The organism is Pseudoxanthomonas sp., assembly GCF_051953815.1.
GTDB lineage: Bacteria > Pseudomonadota > Gammaproteobacteria > Xanthomonadales > Xanthomonadaceae > Pseudoxanthomonas_A.
Map to the genome: position 1 here is coordinate 38,665 of NZ_JBQCIJ010000036.1, position 18,024 is coordinate 56,688.

Below are 18,024 nucleotides of genomic sequence, written 5' to 3' on the forward strand. Positions count from 1 at the left end.
TGTAGATTTCAAAAGCGTGATACCGCGCACTCGCGGGCCTCCGCCGGTTTCATCGTTCCGGCTTCAATCCACCGGCTTGAGCAGATCGCGCACATCCACCGACAACGCATTGGCCAACCGCTCCAGGCCGTCGATGGAAATGTTGGTGACGCAACGTTCCAGCTGTGACACGTAGGTGCGATGGAATTCGGCCAGTTCGGCCAGTTCCTCCTGGCTCAGATCACGCGATTTCCGCAGCTTTTTCAGGTTGGCGGAGATGCGCTGCCGCGCGGTCGCGGTACGGGTGGCGGAGGATGCTTTCGGCATGCGCCCAGCCTCACCGGCTACCGTTTGACAATCTACAGAGCATTCATCTACCGTGTTTGAATCTCGTATCCGCTCACCGGAAAACTCACGGGACGCGGCCGGAGACCGCATCGACCTGAACGCACAAGGAGGTTGCCCGTGCATCCGTATTCAAAGAGTGAAATTTCTCATCGGGAAAGCGAGGTTCCGACGCCGGAAACGGCGATGGATTCCCACGACACGTCTCTGGCGCAGCTGCTGCACCTGCTGCAGGGCGCGCACGAACCGGTCCTGGCCGATGCGGGCATCACCCGGTTCACCCCGGCCCGCCTCGACACCCTGCACGGCGGCGCGGTCCGCGAAGCCGAGGCCTGCCTGGACCGGGCGCAATTGATGATTCGCCTGATGGAGGGCGCGCTGGAGGGCGAACATTCGCCGGACCCCGCCCTGTTGCTGCGGGTGGCGCAGCAGGTCGGCCGCACCCTGGCCGACCATCGCCGCTGGCGGGATCTGGCCGACAACGCGGCCTACTACCGGGACCATCCCGGCGTGAAGGCGCGGATCAGCGCGCAGCTCTGAGCCGCGCGACGGCGGCGATCAGGCCAGGCCGACCCGCCGCCGTTCCTGGCCCATGTCGTGCACCGGCCGCACCTCGATGCAGCCGAACCGCGACCACGGGAACTCGTGGGCGATGCGCACGGCATCCTCCAGGCTGTCGGCTTCGATCAGATTGAAGCCCGCCAGGACTTCCTTGGTCTCGGCGAACGGGCCATCGGTGATGGTGGACTGGCCGTTGCGGACGCGCAGCGAGCGTGCGGTCCGGGCCGGCTCCAACTGCTGGCAGTCCACCAGGGTTCCGGCCTCCTTCAGCTCGTCGGCGTGGCTCAGGCAGCCGCGCATCAGGCGGTCGTACTCGGCCGCGGGCAGGGTTTCCAGCAGGGTGTCATCGGTATAGACCAGCAACAGGTATTGCATGCCTTGCTCCAGGAGGGACGGGGGACGCCCGCCGGAGCGCGCATGATGCCGCAGATCCGGGCGGGGCGGGCATCCTCCCGCGCGCCTGTCGCATCGGCTGGGACTGCGCGTGGGGAAAGCCGCGTCGCCTCGAAAAAAAAATTCACGGGGGTTGTCGATCCCCGCCCTTCACACGCGTCGTACCCAGTAAGCAGCGATGCTCCGCCCCCCGGACGCTGCCCTTCCTTCCCATTCCCAGGAGTACGACATGAAAGTGATTGTGTTCGTGAAAGCCGATGCCGACACCGAAGCCGGCGTGATGCCCACCCAGCAGCAACTGGAAGACATGGGCCGCTTCAACGAGGAACTGGTCAACGCCGGCGTGATGCTGGCCGGCGAGGGCCTGCGGCCGACGTCGCATGCCGCGCGCGTGCGCTTCGACGGCAGCCAGCGCACCGTCATCGACGGGCCGTTCACCGAGACCAAGGAGCTCATCGCCGGCTTCTGGATCTGGCAGGTGCGGTCGATGGAGGAAGCCATCGAATGGCTCAAGCGCGCGCCGTTCGACGGTGGCGCGGAGGTCGAGATCCGCCCGTTCTTCGAACTGGACGACTTCGGCTCGGCGCTGACCCCGGAACTGCGCGAACAGGAAGAACGCCTGGCCGCGCGCATCGCCAACACGCAGTAATCCCCACCCACCCACTCCAAGAACAAGGAAGCCTCCCATGCGTCTCAAGCACTATCTCAGTTTCGACGGTGACTGCCGCCAGGCCCTGACCTGGTACGCGGGCCTGCTCGGCGGCCAGGTGGCCGCGATGCAGAGTTTCGGTGATACCCCCGGTTGCGGGGATCTTCCGGATGAACTCAAGTCGCGGATCCTGCACGGTCGCGTGGATGTCGACGCGTTCAGCCTGATGGGCACCGATGCCACGCCCGATCATCCCTACAAGGGCGTCGTTGGCGCGTATGTCGTGATCGACCTGGACGATCCCGCGCGCGCCGAAGCGCTGTACGCCGCTCTGGCCGAAGGCGCGCAGGTCATCGAGATGCCGTTGCAGCAGACGTTCTGGGCACGCCGCTATGGCAGCCTGGCCGACCGTCATGGCGTGCGCTGGATGATCAACTGCACCTGACGCGATGCCAGGACATCCACGTGCTTGCCGCCCACCCCGGCAAGCCGTGGAGGGTCCGCCGCCTCAATCCCGCCGATCCCATTTCCGTCCCAGCAAGGAACTCCCGATGTCCACGCAGATCTTCGTCAATATCGCCGTTTCCGACATGGCCCGCTCCAAGGCGTTCTACGAGGGCCTGGGCTATCACTTCAATCCGCAGTTCACCAACGAGCAGGGCGCCTGCCTGGTCATCAGCGACACCATCTACGTGATGCTGCTGACCCGCGAGTTCTTCCAGGGCTTCACCGACAAGGCCCTCGGCGATCCCCGCACGCATGCCCAGGCCATCCTGTGCCTGTCCGCGGACGATCGCGCCGGGGTGGACAAGCTGGCCGATGCGGCCATCGCCGCCGGTGGCCGCCAGCCGCGCGAACCGCAGGATCACGGCTTCATGTACCAGCGCAGCTTCGAGGATCCGGATGGCCATCTGTGGGAAGTGGTCCACATGGACATGTCCGCGATGCCGGCGCAGGAGCAGGCGTCATGAAACTGGTGGTGACCGCCTTCCTGAGCCTGGACGGAGTAGTGCAGGCGCCCGGGGGCCCCGACGAGGATCGCAGTGGCGGATTCCGCCACGGTGGCTGGGCCGCGCCGTATTTCGATGACGCCATGCTGGAGCTGATCAACGGCAGCATGGGTGAACTGGACGCGCTGCTGCTGGGTCGCCGGACCTACGAGATCTTCGCCGCCCATTGGCCGCATCTCGGCGACGAGGATCCGATTGCCGCGCGTTTCAACCGGATTCCCAAGTATGTGGCCACCCGCACGCTCGACACCCTCGCCTGGCAGGGCAGCCAGCGGCTGGAGGATGACGTGGTGGCCGACATCCGCCGGCTGAAGCGGCAACCCGGCCAGCAACTGCAGGTCCATGGCAGCGGCGGCCTGGTGCAGACGCTGCTGCGGGAGGATCTGATTGATGAGCTGCAGCTGTGGTGGTTCCCGGTGATGCTGGCGGAAGGCAAGCGCCTGTTCGCCGATGGCACGGTGCCGGCGGCGCTGAAACTGCAGACCTCGCGTACCTTCGACACCGGCGTGGTGCGGCAGAGCTATCGCTTCGAAGGCGGCCTCGACTACGGCTACTTCGGCCTGGAACAGCCTTCGGCCGAGGAACTGGAACGCCAGCGCCGGATCGCCGCGGGCCTGGACTGACGCCGAAGCCGGAGACGATCATGGCACGCCTGCGTTTTCGTATTTCGATATCGCTGGACGGTTATGTCGCCGGTCCGGACCAGAGCATCCGGCAGCCGCTGGGCGCGGGCGGGGAACGCCTGCACCACTGGGCCACCGCGCTGGAATCGTGGCGGCGGGCGCATGGCATGGAAGGCGGCGAGGTCAATGCGAGCACGACGGTGATGGAGGAATCGCTCGTCAACATTGGCGCCACCATCATGGGACGCCACATGTTCGGTGGACATCCCGGTGGCTGGGACGAGCGCGATCCCTGGCGGGGATGGTGGGGCGAGGAACCGCCCTTCCATCATCCGGTATTCGTGCTGACCCGGCATCCGCGTCCGCCGTTGACCCTCGGCGATACCCGCTTCCACTTCGTCACCGACGGCATCGGCAGCGCGCTTGAACAGGCGCGTCGGGCCGCCGGCGGGCGCGATGTCGCGCTGGCCGGCGGTGCGCACGCGGCGCGGCAATACCTGGCGGCTGGCTGGGTGGATGAAATGGAGCTTCATCTGGTGCCGGTCCTGCTGGGCGGCGGTGAACGCCTGTTCGAACAGATGGGCGACGATCTGCATGGCCTGTCGCTGGTGCGCACGATTGCGACGCCCGCGGTGGTTCACCTCAAATTCGAACGGTCGCCCGGCGCGCGCTGACGGGCGCCGGACGGAGGCTGGAACACGATGAAGTATCTGTGCCTGGGCTATTTCGATCCCGAACGAATGGATGCCTGCCCGAGTGAGCAGGTGGAGCGGGCCATGCGGCGATGCCAGCCGCACCTGGAGGAACTGTATGGCAGCGGCCAGGTCATCCTGGACGCGGGTGTGGCCCGTGAAAGCCACAGCCTGCGCCGGGTCGGCGCGGACGTGCAGGTGGCCGAAGGTCCCTTCGCGACGGGAACGGCGCGGATCGGCAGCGCGTTTCTCATCGAGGCCGACGACATCGAACACGCCATCCGCATCGCCTTGCTGCATCCGACCACGCGTCTCGACGAGGGCGAGGCGTGGGGCTGGGGCATCGAGATCCGCCCGCTGCATTACTTCGAGCTGGACACATAGGCATCGATGGTGGTGCGGCATCCGGACGGCCGCGCCCATGGAAGGCGAATCGCCCGCAGACCTGGACGGGAGGGGTACGTCGATGAGGTCTCCGCCATTCAGCTTGCGCGCCAAGCCGGCCGGTGTTCAGATCGCCGGTCATGGCTGCCCACGACCTGCACCGCACCCTCGATGCGCTCTGGCGGATGGAATCTCCGCGCCTGATCGCCCGGCTCACCCGCATGCTGGGCGACGTCGGCCTGGCCGAGGAAATGGCCCAGGACGTGCTGGTGTCCGCGCTCGAACGCTGGCCGGTATCGGGCGTGCCCGACAATCCCGCGGCCTGGCTGATGACCGCGGCCAAGCATCGCGCCATCGATCGCCTGCGCCAGCACCAGCTGCATGCGCGCAAGCACGACGAACTGGCCTACGAACTGGAAGGGCAGGACATGGCCGGTCCTGACGACAGCGATCGGCTGGAGGACGACATCGGCGATGACCTCCTGCGCCTGGTGTTCATCGCCTGCCATCCGGTGCTATCCACCGAAGCCAGGACGGCGCTGACCCTGAGACTGCTGGGCGGACTGTCGACCGAGGAGATCGCCCGCGCGTTCCTGCAATCGGAGCCGACCATCGCCCAGCGCATCGTGCGCGCCAAGCGCACGCTGGCGCAGAAGCAGGTGCCGTTCGAGGTGCCGCGCCGGAACGAACTGGCCGAGCGCCTCGATTCGGTGCTCGAGATCGTCTACCTGATTTTCAACGAGGGGTATTCCGCCACCGGCGGCGACGACTGGATGCGTCCGGCATTGTGTGAGGAAGCGCTGCGCCTGGGGCGCGTGCTGGCCGGCCTGGTGCCCACGGAACCCGAGGTGCATGGCCTGCTGGCCCTGATGGAACTCCAGGCATCGCGGGCGCGGGCGCGCACGGCGCCCGACGGCACGCCGATCCTGCTGCTGGAACAGGACCGCGCGCGCTGGGATCGCCTGCAGATCCAGCGTGGCCTGCAGGCATTGGAGCGTTCGGCGCGGCTGGGCGGCGCGCGGATGCCCTACACCCTCCAGGCCGCCATCGCCGCCTGCCACGCTCGCGCGTTGCGCGCAGAACAGACCGACTGGGCGCGGATCGCGGCCCTGTATGCGCAACTGGCGGCGGTGATGCCATCGCCGGTCGTCGAACTCAATCGCGCGGTCGCCCTGAGCCGCGCCGAAGGTGCCGCCGCTGCCTTGCCGCTGGTGGACGCGTTGGGGGACGAGCCCCTGCTGCGCGAATACCCGCAACTGCCCGCGGTGCGGGGCGACCTGCTGGAGCAGTTGGGCCGCCGGAGTGAAGCCCGCGAAGCCTTCGAACGCGCCGCCGCCCTGACCCGCAACGCCCGCGAGCGTGATCTGATGCTGGCGCGTGCGGCGGCATGCGTGGAGGGTTGAGCACATCCCGCATGCTCCGCGCCTTTCAGGAGGGAGTGGCGCGCAGTCCCCAGGCCAACAGACCTTCGGCCTGGCTCAGCGTCGTGATCTCGACTTTCAGGGCAGGCCGTTTGCTGCCTAGCCATCCGGCCACGTTCAGCAGCCTAGCCTGATCGCAGGCACAGGCGCATAGATCCTGGCAACGAAGCAGGGCAAATTCCAGTTCCTGGCGATAGCGCGCGAGCATGGGCACCGGGTCACAGTCCTGGAGCAAAATTGCATGCACGGTGGCGCGGATGTCCAGCAGCACGGCCCCGGCATGGTCAAGCCGGATTCGTTGCTCCAATGCAATCTGGGCTTGGTTGAACCTGTTCCTCGCCACATTGGCCTGAAGACTTGCCTTGAGAGCCGGGTTGGTTCGAATACGCAGCATCCAGGGCGCGATGGCGATGGCCGCGTCGAGGATGCCTTCTGGACCCGTCGCCCATGCCAAATGTTCGCTTTCGTGTGCAGCCATGCGGGTGAAGACAGAATCGCGATGATGCATGACCCAATGGATTTGCCCCGAGGGCTTCAGCACGCGCAACACTTCCGCCAGCGCCTCCGGATGGCTCGCGTACTCGATCCCGAACTGGCTGCTGGCGGCATCGAACTGGCCAGCAGCAAAAGGCAACGCTTCCATTCGTATGCCGGCATGAAAACGGATGGGGGAATCCACGGCAGCGTCGGTTCCGGAAACATCAGCTGCGTCGATGCCATCGATGTCCAGATCCGCCCGGCCATGGCTCATCAGAAGTCGGGGAATGGCACCGTTCCCGGTAGCGACATCAATGAGGCGTCCTCCTATGGGCAGTTGCTGGGCCGCTTCTCTCCAGAACTCGCCGATGGCGCCATCGTAGTTGCCCGGATAGCTGGTCGGGCAGGAATGCAGGGCACCGGTCCGCCAGTAATCGGTCCAGGCCGGTTTGCGTGCATGTTCCCCATGTGGCCCAGCGGATTTGACTGTCATGTCAGCTTCTTTGCTCCGCTAATAAAAGAAAAGACCCCCATTGCTGGGGGTCTTTCCGCCTATGCGGGCCTATTTCATTTCCCGCGCACTCTGGCTCAGAACTTCTGCGCGTAGCGGAAGTAGACAGTGCGACCATAAGCATCGTACAGATCGAAGTTCCAGGGACGCCCGTCGACGCTGACCAGCTCCGGATAGCGATTGCCAATGTTGTTGGCACCCAGAGTCACATTGGCGTTCCACGGGACGTTCACGCTAAACGAAACGTCGTTGGTGGCATATCCGCCGACACGGGTGTTCGGATCTCCACCCAAGAAGCCAAACGACGGCCTCACGGCAGGGTTCTGCTGGTCGCCGATGTAATTGATGTTCCAGTTGACGCTGAAATCGCCGTTGGTCCAGGTATTGCGCAGGCTCGCGCGAGTATCCGGCTGTCCGACCCATCCGAGTCGGTCCTTCTTCACCAAGCCATCGGTGACGGTGTAGTCGATAACCCGTGAAACCTGCAGCCAGTTGCTCAGCTGCCCTGCGCCACCCAGATCGAATCTCGTGCGAAGACTGACGTCGACGCCTCGGGTATCCAGGTCGCCCTCATTGGCAAACGCCGTGTTGATCTCGCGGACGGCCCCATTGGGTCGTCGACTGACCGACGTCCCGGCCGGCAAGGCGATGCCGCGGTTGTCGAAATCGACCAACTCCTGATAGGAGATCAGACGAATACGGTCGTCGATCTTGATCCGGTAAAAGTCCACGGTCAGGTTCAGCCAATCCGTCGCATCCCATGCCATACCAATGCTGTACTGCTTGGACTTTTCAGACTTCAGGTTGACATTTCCGCTGGAGTAGCTGTCCACCTGATAGGAACCGACGGCCTTGTCCTCCGCACCATCGGCAAGATGATCACCGTTTGCATCGCCGCCGCATTGGGCAGAGGTGAAGCCGATGCCGACACAAGTGCGGTAGTCCTTGACGGATTCAGCCGAGAATGCACGGGCGGCGTACAGATCGGTCAGCGGTGGCGCGCGGAATCCTTCGCCAGCCGACGCACGGAAGGTCAGTCGGTCCAAGGGCTGCCAGCGAAGCGAGATCTTGGGCGATACATCACTGCCGTAGTCGTTGTAGCGGTCATACCGAGCTGCAGCGGTGATGTCGAAATTGCTCAGAATGGGGAAAAGCCATTCGGCGTAGGCCGAGGAGACGTTACGGTCGCCTGATGCAGAGTTGCCCGCCGAACCGGCAATGACCCCCGCCTCGGACAGCGAGTCGTAGATATCGGCATAGTCTTCCTTGCGGTGCTCAAGGCCGAACGCCAGAACCGACTTTCCACCGCCCATCTCGAACAAGTCCAGGTTGGCGTCCGCGAACAACTGTTCGATTTCGTACTTTCCGTCGCGACCAATGGTTGCAGTGAAGCTCTTGACCACATCCGGATTGGCGTATGGGTTACGCAGGTCGTAGCGACCATTGGCAACAGCGAGCTCAGCCAGTGGGGTCACAATGTAGCCACGGCCGGTCTCTTTGAACTTTGCGCTGCTGCGGCGCAGACCGAAATCGACGGCCAGCCGGTCGGATGCCTGCCACTGCAATCCAAGGGTCAGATCGGTAACGGAGTTGTCGACACTGGTATCGCGATTTCCGGCAGCCGCATAGCGGTGATAGACATAAGCTCCCTGCCCGTCACCCGGCCTCGGGTCGTTGGGCGAGCCTTCTTCAACATACACCACGCCTGGGGTGGGAGCGTAGCGTCCGAAGCTATCCGAATTGCTGTAACTGGCATTGGCATAGACGGACCAATTCTCATCGATTTCCCACTGTCCACGGGCGAACAGCGACTTGTTCTTTACCGAGGCTTCGTTGGCTGCGGTTTCCTTGTGGTTGTAAACACAGTTCGCGCCAAGCATGTAGAAACCGGGATCGTCGCAGCTATAGCCAGGAAGCGCTCCACCCGGGCTTCCGTCCTCGTAGAAGAAGTTGTTCCCATAGATTGAGGCACCCTTGATCTTGCTGCCGATTTGATCGCGGGTATAGACCATGCCACGTTCGCTATACGACGCACCAAGCAGCAGGTTGCCGCGGTCGGAATTAATTCCGAAAAGAACGGAAGCCTCCTCAGTATCACCGCCCTTGACCTTGGTCAAACCCTTCCCGTAGCGGACCTCGACTCCTTCGTAGTCCTTGCGCAGGATCACGTTGACCACGCCGCCGATGGCGTCGGATCCATACAGCGCAGAAGCACCATCCGAAAGGACTTCGATACGTTCGACCGCGGCCAACGGAATCGTATTGAGGTCCGCGCTCAAGCCGGTCGAAGGAGCGTAGGGTGCGCGTCGACCATCAATCAGGACCAGAGTGCGATCGGAACCCAGACCGCGCAGGTCGATGGTGGATACGGACTGGGCGGAACTGCCAGACTGCGGACGCAGGTTTCCGAACGATCCGAACGTCGTGTCGCGCATCAGGTCTGCGACGGACACGTGTCCGCTGGCGTCAATGGTTGCTCGATCGATGACCGTCACGGGTGCCGCCCCTTCGATGTCCGCTCGCTTGATGCGGGATCCCGTCACTTCCACCTTATCCAGCGTGGAAACGTCCTGGGACGATTGCGCGAACGCGGTGGACGACAGCGCAAGCAGCACGGACGCCTGTAGAACGCCGAACCGAAGGGCCGACGTGGATTTCTTGTAATTCATTCGAATGCTCTCCTGGAAACGCTAAAAAAGGCTAAAAAAACGCCTTCTTAACGTTACCGGTGGATTCGGATAACTGCCTGACCAGAATTACGCAGTGGGTTTGCGCGGATTGTCCTCGCGCGAGATTCCGAGGCGTCGATAGTCCGTGGCCGAGACCCCGAAGCGGGCACGGAACGCCCGTGAGAAGCTGCAGTTGTTCTCGAAACCGGACGCCTGCGCGATTTCACCGATCGGCGCCTCCGTACTGATGAGCAACTCGGCGGCATGCGCCAGGCGGATGCGCGACGCCGTCACCTGCGGTTGTTCCTCGTAGACGAAGGTGTAGGTACGCGAAAAATAGCTGTGCGAGAAATTGACCAGCCGCGCAAGTTCGCGCATGGGGACGCGCCGGTTCCGATGTCCGTTGAGGTACAGGCGCGCGCGCTGAAGGCGGACGAACACCTGGTGGCGATGGCTGCGGGTGCGCCCCGGACAGCGTTGCGCATAGCGTTGGAGATCGCCCTGGGTTTCCGCCATGAAGGCCATCAGGGGACGGGCGTCGCCCTGACCGCCGAATCCCGTCGGTGAACGTGGGCAGGCTCGTCGCCACAGGCGCAGGAAGATCAGTCGTTCGCGCCGACCCAGCCAGCCGCGACCCGGGTACACGCGGGCTTCATCCGTGCCGCGCCGCGAGGACGAGCCTCCGCCATCGAAGGACAAGCCGACGCACAGGCCGGTGGAGGTCGCCTGCACGACCGGGCGGGACTCACGATCCAGCACGATCCATTGACCGGGTCGCAGGCGGAACCGCCCTTCGGCGGACTCTACCCAGGACTCTCCCCGGATCTGTACCCACAGCGAGTACCTGCGCGCCTGCAGGCCGAGATTTCCCTGCCGCGACGCCGCAAGGCAGTAGGGACCGGCGGGGATTCCGGGCACATCACCGTATCGCAGGGTCCTGCCCCGGTCCGCCCACAGCATCGGTTGTTCCATCTTGTCTCCGCCTCTGTTCCGGTGCGTCAGTACGCCTGGTCCGGAACGCTCCGGACGGCGTTCGCAGAGTGGCGGGCATGGAGAACGTGGGGAATCGGAAATGTCCGAGACATCGCGGTTGATCGCCAACCATGCAAATCGGGACGATGGGCCGGCGCAACGCAACGTACGAATTGGGGAAACTTCCGGCGCGAGTGTTGGGTAATCCGGAGAGGTGACGGTGCCCCTGGCCGCGACTGCTCTTCTCCTGTCTGGCGTCGGGGACGCCGCGTCAGATCATCCCGCGTCGCCGGAGGCTTCCTCACCCGCGACGCGGATCAAGCGGAAGCCACGTCCGGGTCGTCCACGGCCAGGGAAACCTCCAGCGCACGCACCCGTTCACGCAGGGTCCGCTCCCGCAGTTCGAGGTCCTGTGTGCCCAGAGTGAACACATCGTCTTCCGCCATCGGAATCACCAGGGCCAGGGCGCCTTCGATCCGGTGCATCAGCTCGCGGCGGGCCGCCAGCGCCGAGGTGGGCAAGGCATCGAGCCGGGCCAGATCCTCCTGGCACGTCGCCAGCAGGTCGTGGAGCAGGTTGCCCATGTCGTTTCCGCCATGCGCGGGGGACACGGGCGCCGACTGCGTTTCTGTCGAACGCAGGGCGCATCCCCGTCCAAGATGGTGTTCCAGTCTTAGCGCCAGTTGATCCAGCTGGATCGGTTTGGCCAGAAAGTCATCCATGCCGGCGTCCAGGCAGCGCTGTACCTGCTCGGGAAGCGCGCTGGCCGAGAGCGCGATGATCGGCAGGTGCTGCCCGTTGCTTTCGGCGGCGCGGATTCTCCTGGCCAGTGCGAATCCATCCACGCCGGGCATATGGCAATCCGTGAGCAGCAGGTCGAATTCACCCGCGGCCAGCGCCGCCAGCGCCTGTTCGCCATCCTCGACGATGGTGTGGGCGTAACCCAGGCGATCCAGTTGGCGGACGATCAGCGCGCGATTGACCGGATGATCCTCGGCGACCAGGATATGTCCGCTCCGGCCAGGTTGATGCGCCGGGAAGAAGGGGGCCTCGTGCGGTTTGCGCGCGCCGAGCGCGGCGCTGCAGGCTTCCGCGATGGCATGGTGAAACAGCGGGTCGCCCGGCAGGGAAACGCAGCCTCGCGCCGGTTCGTGCTCCAGGGGACCCAGCAGATCAACCCGGATGCAGGGTGTCTCGGGCACGCAGTCGCAGAATGCGGAAGCGCTCGCGTCGATCACCAGCAGATCCATGTCCGGGGGAGGAACCTGGTCGGTGTCAACACCGCTGCGCAGTACCTCGAACCCCAGCGCGGACAAGGCCTGCGACAGTCCCTCATTCCGCCAGGGGTCATCGCTGCGCAACCACGCGCGCCGGCCATCAAAGGCCGGCACCGGGCGCAATGGTTCGGCAACCGGAAGGCGCAGTTCGAACACCGCCTCGGTGCCGGCTCCGGGCTCGCTGCTCAATTGGAGATCGCCTTGCATCAGGACGGCGATGCGCCGGCTGATGGCCAGCCCCAGGCCGGTTCCTCCCGACTGGCGTGTCTCCGCGCCCTGGGCCTGTACGAAGGGATGAAACAACTGGGAAAGATCGTCCCGTTCGATGCCGATACCGGTGTCGGCGATCGTGAATCGGACGCGCTGGAATCCATCCTGCTCATCCACGACCGATGCGGTCAGGGACACCCGGCCGGAATCGGTGAACTTGATGGCATTGCTGACCAGATTGCTCAGGACCTGGCGGATGCGGGTGGCGTCGCCCTTTAGCCTGGCAGCGAGTCGATGGTCCTGGATGACGTGGAGTCGGAGATGCTTCTCCTGCGCCCGCGCGGTGAACAGGCCGGCCACGCTGTCGATCAGCGCACGCGGATCAAAGGGCTGGCGGTTGATGGCGAGCCGCCCCGCTTCAATCCGCGAGTAGTCGAGGACGTCGTCGAGAATCTGCAGCATCGCCTTCGCAGAGTCGTCGGCCAGCCGCAGCATGTGCCCCTGCTCGTGGTTCATCGGCGTGCGCGCCAGCAGCTCGATGAGGCCCAGGACACCGGCCATCGGCGTGCGGATTTCGTGGCTCATCGAGGCAAGGAAGGCGGCCTTGGCGGCCGCGGCCGACTCGGCGCGGGCCTTGGCGTCGTGGAGCGCCTGTTCCTGCGCGTGCGCCGCGTTGATGTCAATCCAGTAACCGCTCCACTCCAGGGTGCCGTCCGGCAGCTGGCGCGGCGGCCCGGCTTCGGTCCGGAGCCAATGCCAGCGCTCTCCGGTCCAGAGCCGGAGATCCAGGGTCGGCAACGCGATCAAGGTGTCGGCGGTGTGCTTCAGCGCCTGCTTCAGACGCAGGCGGTCGTCCGGGTGCAATCGGTCGTAAAGAAGCCGCTCATTGGCAATCAGTGCTTCCGCCGAGAGGCCCAGCAAGGTCTGGACGTTGCCGGCCGCATAGATGAAGCGCCGTTCGCCCTGCGGTGAGAGGCGGAACTGGAAGACGGTGGCGGGAATGGCTTCGGTGATGTCGGAAAGGCGCTGTTCCGAAGAACGCGCGCGGGCCTGGGCGGAGCGGATCTCGCTGACATCGACCAGGGTGGCCAGTCTTCCCGATGGACCATCGGCTTCGTGCCGGAAGGGATGGGACCACAGGATCACGCTGCGGGGTGGAGCCGCGGGATCGCGGGATGGCAATCGCAGGTCGCGATGCTCGGGTTCCCGCCAGGTGGGCAGGGCGCCATCGGCGGCCTGCATGCCGGCCAGATCGGCATCCGCGCCCGGATGCGCCTCGTCAAGCCGGAGTCCCAGCAGCGCTTCGCGGCGGCAATTGAACATCGCCTCGTAGGCATGGTTGACCGCCAGATAGCGGTTGTGCGCGTCCTTGACGAAAATGGGATAGGGAACGCTTTCCAGCAATGCGCGCTGGAAGGACAGCTGCGCGCCCAGGGCGCGCTCGGCGCATATCCGCGCGCGTGACAGACGATGCAGGCGCAAGTAGGCCAGCACGACCGCGCCGATGATCAGCAGCGACGCGACGATGCCGCCGACCACCCACCCCCAGGGCACGCCGTAGTGATAGGTGCTGCTCAACCAGCGCGCGCGGATGGTGCGCTTCTGCGATGCCGGCATGTTCGCGAGCACGCGGTCGAACAGCGGTATCAGATTCTGGAAGCCGCCGCGCGCACCGAAGGCCATTTCCTGATCGAGTCCCGCCGGCCCGACCACCCGCAACGTCGCGGCATGATGATTTCGGATCAGGGAGTCGATCGCGGGAAGCGTACCGATGTAGGCATCGGCCTGCTGCTCGGCGACCATCGCCAGTCCAGCCTCGTTGCTGCTGACCGGACGGAAGATCGTCCTTCCCAGTTGGGTCCGCAGGCGGTCGATCAGTCCGGCTTCGTCGCGAACCGCGACCACCCGTCCATCCAGATCGCGCGCCCCCGCAATCGCGGGGCTGCGCGTCGACACCACGATGACTTCGGGAAAGTACTCGTAGGCCCGGCTGAAAGCGACATCGTCGTGATGGAAATCGTCGGGTGTCCCCGCCGCGACCAGGTCGATTTCGCCCGCACGGAGCATCTGTTGAAGCTCATCCCAGTCACGTGCGGGAACGGGCTGCAGACGCAGACCCAACTGCTCGCCGACATGCGCGAGATAGTCCGCCGCCAGACCGTCGAAACGGCCCTCGCCATCCATGAAGCTATAGGGATAACGGTCGACCTCGAAGCCCACCCGCAACACTGGCAACGCACGCAGACGCTTTGACTCCTGGGCGCTCAGCGTGGTGCGCGCGGTCGATCCGTCGCTGAGCACGTCGCCGAAACCCCAGCGATCGCGCAGTCGTTCGAGTTCGGATTCGGTGATGGTGGCTGCGGCTTTGTCGAGCAGCGAAGCCAGCGGAGCCGCGTCGGGCCGGACCGCGGGCGAGAAGGACAGCGCGGGCAGACCGGCGGTGCCACTCAAGGCGAGATCGCTGGCCCGACGACTGGCCAGGAGTGCGCGGGTACGCGCGGCGGTGACACCGATATAGGCATCGGCTTCGCCGCGGGCCAGACTCTCCAGGCATTGCAGGCCGGTGTCGCAATAGAGCAGCACCGCGTGCGGATAGCGCTGTTGCAGTCGCGCGATGGTGTCGTGGAAGCGTCGTTCGATGAGGATGCGCGCGCTCGCCAGATCCCGTTGATCGCGCGTCCGGGTGTCATTGCGTCGGGTGACCAGGATCGGTGCGGCGCTCAGATAGGGGCGTAGCAGGCGGAAGTTCGCATCGTTTCCCCGGGTATTCGGCAGCGCCAGCAGGAGATCGAATGGCGGCGGCTGCCTGGCCGAACGCGAGGCGACCGCATCCCAGTCGGTGAAGGGATGGAAGGCGATCTGGAGTCCCGCGCGCGAGGCCAGCAAGCGCGCGTAGTCGATGCCCAGCCCTTCCGGCTGGCCGCCCATCCAGGCTTCCAGCGGCATGTGGTCGCCCGCGAACACGCCCACCCGCAGCGTGGGGTGGGCCGCGCGCCACGCGATTTCTTCCTGATCCAGATCCAGCGCCGGATGCGCGGCCGCGCGGGCGGTCACGATCAGGAGCAGAAGGAAGACTCCTGCCGCCAGCATGCCGGACAGGCACGCGCGCGGGCGGGAGAAAACGGCAGGGGACATGGGAAGGCGGACGCGCAAAAGCGATGCGTGTCAGCCTAGAGACGGCCCAAGGGCCTTCGAATCGGAATATTCCTAATGTCGAAACGGCGGGCGAGCTTGCTTCATCTCGCAGACAGCGTGATACCGGGGAATGGAGGACCAGCCCCCCTCAGTTCAGGACAACATGCCTTTTTCGCGCGCGTAGGCGTAGATGTCGAAATCGTTCTTCAGCCCCAGCTTGGCCATCGCTTCCTGCTTCTGGGTACTGATGGTCTTGACGCTGCGGTTGAGCTGGCGCGCGATCTCGGTGACCGACTTGCCGGAGGCGAACAACCGGATGACCTCGGTCTCCCGCGGCGACAGTGGGACCGCCTGCGCGGATTTGCCGTTGCCGGCCTGGATCAGCAGACGGTCGGTGGCCCGGCTGATGTAGAGCTGTCCGCGCATGATCGTCTGCACGGCGACCGCCAGCTCGGTCATGGCATCGGTCTTGTTGATTAACCCACGGACGCCGGCATCGAGGATGGACTGGAGGATGGCCGGGTTGGTGACCATGGTCAGGACAATCACCGGCATGTCGGGCCAGCGCCGCTGGATCAGGCCCAGCAGGGAGAGGCCATCGGCCTCGTCCTCGTTGGGCATGCTGAAATCGGTGATGACCAGGTCGCAGGCATGCTGGCTCAACGCCTCGATGAGGGCGTTGCTGGAACTCGCCACCGCGACGATCTCATGGCCGGCACGTTCGAGCAGCTGACGGACAGCGGAAACGATGATCGGGTGATCATCGGCGAGCACGATCTTCAATGTCATGTGCCGTGGTCCCCCGGGCTTGGAGCTGAAAGCAATCACATTCTATATCTGCGTCCTGCCTGTTTGCGCAACCTACCGGATCCGCGGCTCGACGCGTTCCCATATTTTGTGACCAGGCTTGCGTAACGTGCGCTTTACGGCCCGATTCCGCCTGCCACAGAGGATGCCGCGGGGGAGCCAAAAACAGGCACTTTTTCAGACGATTCCGATGTTCCGCGCCCTGTGACGGGAAGAACACTGTCGTTCGGTGGATCCGGTGACTTCCGTGGATCGCTCAGAGACCCTCGTGATTGTGCCCTTGGACGGGTACCCCGTGATCTGCCGTTCCCATGTTCCAGGACGGTAGCCAGAATCATGCTGACTGAAAATCAGGAAAGCCTCGAAGCCACGATCAACCGGTTGACCCAGGCCCACGACGCGAATGCTTCCCCCCCGCCGGCGATTGTTCCGCAACTGAGCGATGCCGAATGGGCGAACATCGCGACGGCGTTGGGGGGGCGGCTGGGCGCGCGCGCGCGGGGCCACAAATCCAGCGCCCGCTGTTTCATCGAAGCCGTGCTGTGGATGGCGGGCAGCGATGATGCGTATTGGCGCTGTCTGCCCATCGAATACGGCGCCAACCACAGTGTCTACGTGCGCTTCTCCCGCTGGGTCAAGGCAGGCCAATGGGACCCGGTGCTGGCTAGCCTGCCGGAGGGGGATGCGCGTCGCCATGACCTGGCCCGGCTGGTCTCGACGCATCGCGCTTCCCTGCAGCGCAAGCAGCGCTATGCGAATCACCAGGCAGCCTGACCCGCTAGTCTGACCCTCCAACCTGATCCACTAGGCATGGAACAGGTCGAGGCGGTCCGGGGAAGTGCTTCCCTGGCCGGCGAGGCCGTTCTGTTCCACTTCGACACCCGGGTGGAACGCAGATTGGGGAATGGACGGTGGCAAGGCCGCCGCCGTCCGGTTTCCGGTGTCAGTGCTGTTCGCGGAAGTAGGCGACCACTTCGCCCTTGACCTTGAGGGTCATCGGGTTGCCGCGGCGATCCTTGGACTTGCCGACCGGCACCCGGATCCAGCCTTCGCTGACGCAGTATTCCTCGACATTGTCGCGTTCGACGCCGTTGAAGCGGATACCCACGCCACGTTCCATGATCTCGGCGTCGTGGAAGGGGCTGCGCGGGTCGGAAGCCAGGCGGTCGGGAGGGGTATCGGTGCTCATGGTGGCGATTTCACGTGCTGCGGAAGACGCCTAGGATAAACGCCGGACGCGGTCCTCCCAAGCCTCAGGCGACCCCGCACCCTTCCGTTGTCGGCGGGGACGCGGCAGGATCACCGTCGATACCGACCCGGCGCTGCCCCATGACTCTGCCCGACGAAGACGACTTTGATGCCGATGCGGCGTTTTCCCTGCCTGATGGGGACGACGAAGAGGAGATCGATACCGGCGATCAGGAAGCCCTGATCTGGAATCTGCTGGTATTGATCAATCCCGGCGACGAGGAAACCGCGCTGCGCCAGTTTTCCGGATGGCGCGACCGGATGGCGGAGGCCGGCGGTGACGGGGATGAAGCGCTGTGGGTGTTGAAGGACGCCATCGATTGGTCGTCGGGTTTCTATGTGGACTGGAAGGACACGGAATCGCTGATCGACAGCGTGAACGAGCTGGCCGCGCGCTGGAACATCGATATCGATTGGGGTGGCGATCCCACGGACGAGGATTTTCTGGAGGCAACCGATGTGCCCGGCCTCATGGCCATCGCCTACGACCGGCTACGCGAGCATGGCTATACCCTCTGGAACTGGAACACCGGCGGCGACGCGCATGCGGGCTGGATTGCGCTAAGCCGGGACGATGAAGGCATGCAGCAGCTGTGCGCGGCGCTGGGAATCGAGTTGCGGCCGGGCAGCGACGCGTTCTGAAAACCGGCGTTCCCGGCCA

The 18,024-nt window shown here is 64.7% G+C and carries 18 protein-coding genes; 10 read left to right on the forward strand and 8 right to left on the reverse strand.

The features are described 5' to 3' along the window. Positions 1-63: 63 nt before the first annotated feature. Positions 64-306, reverse strand: coding sequence for a helix-turn-helix domain-containing protein (locus ACTHN1_RS09470; RefSeq protein WP_440470703.1), 243 nt, complete (start codon positions 304-306; stop codon positions 64-66). 204 nt (positions 307-510) lie between these two features. On the opposite strand from ACTHN1_RS09470, the gene ACTHN1_RS09475 reads away from it, so the two are divergent. After that, entirely contained in the window at positions 511-864 is a 354-nt protein-coding gene (locus ACTHN1_RS09475) for a hypothetical protein (protein WP_440470704.1), read from the forward strand. Between the two features lie 18 nt (positions 865-882). Here the strand turns inward: ACTHN1_RS09475 and ACTHN1_RS09480 are convergent, their stop codons facing one another. After that, a complete protein-coding gene (locus tag ACTHN1_RS09480; RefSeq protein WP_440470705.1) occupies positions 883-1,260 on the reverse strand; it encodes a YciI family protein in 378 nt (125 codons plus the stop codon). A 247-nt stretch (positions 1,261-1,507) separates the two neighbouring features. Between ACTHN1_RS09480 and ACTHN1_RS09485 the strand changes: the two genes are divergently transcribed. The 7 genes from ACTHN1_RS09485 (at position 1,508) to ACTHN1_RS09515 (ending at position 6,039) form a co-directional block, all read left to right on the forward strand. Further along, positions 1,508-1,927 (forward strand): YciI family protein, encoded by a 420-nt coding sequence (locus ACTHN1_RS09485; protein WP_440470706.1) that lies wholly within the window; start codon positions 1,508-1,510, stop codon positions 1,925-1,927. A gap of 37 nt (positions 1,928-1,964) precedes the next feature. Continuing rightward, positions 1,965-2,372 (forward strand): VOC family protein, encoded by a 408-nt coding sequence (locus ACTHN1_RS09490; protein WP_440470707.1) that lies wholly within the window; start codon positions 1,965-1,967, stop codon positions 2,370-2,372. Between the two features lie 106 nt (positions 2,373-2,478). Beyond that, complete coding sequence (locus tag ACTHN1_RS09495; RefSeq protein ID WP_440470708.1) at positions 2,479-2,898, forward strand: VOC family protein; 420 nt, start codon at positions 2,479-2,481, stop codon at positions 2,896-2,898. Further along, entirely contained in the window at positions 2,895-3,560 is a 666-nt protein-coding gene (locus tag ACTHN1_RS09500) for a dihydrofolate reductase family protein (RefSeq protein ID WP_440470709.1), read from the forward strand. The genes ACTHN1_RS09495 and ACTHN1_RS09500 overlap by 4 nt, the downstream gene beginning before the upstream one ends. Before the next feature lie 20 nt (positions 3,561-3,580). Then, a complete protein-coding gene (locus tag ACTHN1_RS09505; protein ID WP_440470710.1) occupies positions 3,581-4,234 on the forward strand; it encodes a dihydrofolate reductase family protein in 654 nt (217 codons plus the stop codon). A 27-nt stretch (positions 4,235-4,261) separates the two neighbouring features. After that, positions 4,262-4,636 (forward strand): YciI family protein, encoded by a 375-nt coding sequence (locus ACTHN1_RS09510; protein WP_440470711.1) that lies wholly within the window; start codon positions 4,262-4,264, stop codon positions 4,634-4,636. Between the two features lie 140 nt (positions 4,637-4,776). Next, entirely contained in the window at positions 4,777-6,039 is a 1,263-nt protein-coding gene (locus ACTHN1_RS09515) for an RNA polymerase sigma factor (protein ID WP_440470712.1), read from the forward strand. A gap of 25 nt (positions 6,040-6,064) precedes the next feature. On the opposite strand, the gene ACTHN1_RS09520 is transcribed toward ACTHN1_RS09515, so the two are convergent. The 5 genes from ACTHN1_RS09520 to ACTHN1_RS09540 form a co-directional block, all read right to left on the reverse strand. Continuing rightward, complete coding sequence (locus tag ACTHN1_RS09520; RefSeq protein WP_440470713.1) at positions 6,065-7,027, reverse strand: class I SAM-dependent methyltransferase; 963 nt, start codon at positions 7,025-7,027, stop codon at positions 6,065-6,067. 95 nt (positions 7,028-7,122) lie between these two features. Further along, positions 7,123-9,714, reverse strand: a complete 2,592-nt coding sequence (locus ACTHN1_RS09525; protein WP_440470714.1) for a TonB-dependent receptor plug domain-containing protein — start codon at positions 9,712-9,714, stop codon at positions 7,123-7,125. Positions 9,715-9,801: 87 nt separating this feature from the next. Beyond that, on the reverse strand, positions 9,802-10,686 hold the full coding sequence (locus tag ACTHN1_RS09530) for a helix-turn-helix domain-containing protein (RefSeq protein ID WP_440470715.1): 885 nt from the start codon (positions 10,684-10,686) through the stop codon (positions 9,802-9,804). Between the two features lie 317 nt (positions 10,687-11,003). Further along, positions 11,004-15,308, reverse strand: a complete 4,305-nt coding sequence (locus ACTHN1_RS09535) for an ATP-binding protein (RefSeq protein WP_440470716.1) — start codon at positions 15,306-15,308, stop codon at positions 11,004-11,006. Between the two features lie 153 nt (positions 15,309-15,461). Further along, positions 15,462-16,097: a response regulator gene (locus ACTHN1_RS09540; protein ID WP_440470717.1), complete on the reverse strand. Its 636-nt coding sequence runs from the start codon at positions 16,095-16,097 to the stop codon at positions 15,462-15,464. A 354-nt stretch (positions 16,098-16,451) separates the two neighbouring features. Between ACTHN1_RS09540 and ACTHN1_RS09545 the strand changes: the two genes are divergently transcribed. Then, the gene (locus ACTHN1_RS09545; RefSeq protein ID WP_440470718.1) at positions 16,452-16,889 is read left to right on the forward strand and encodes a transposase; all 438 of its coding nucleotides are present in this window, start codon (positions 16,452-16,454) and stop codon (positions 16,887-16,889) included. Positions 16,890-17,058: 169 nt separating this feature from the next. Here ACTHN1_RS09545 and ACTHN1_RS09550 read toward each other — a convergent pair whose 3' ends face one another. Next, on the reverse strand, positions 17,059-17,304 hold the full coding sequence (locus ACTHN1_RS09550; protein ID WP_440470719.1) for a DUF3297 family protein: 246 nt from the start codon (positions 17,302-17,304) through the stop codon (positions 17,059-17,061). Positions 17,305-17,450: 146 nt separating this feature from the next. Here ACTHN1_RS09550 and ACTHN1_RS09555 point away from each other — a divergent pair, with 146 nt between their 5' ends. Further along, entirely contained in the window at positions 17,451-18,005 is a 555-nt protein-coding gene (locus tag ACTHN1_RS09555; protein ID WP_440470895.1) for a DUF6630 family protein, read from the forward strand. Positions 18,006-18,024 lie beyond the last annotated feature (19 nt).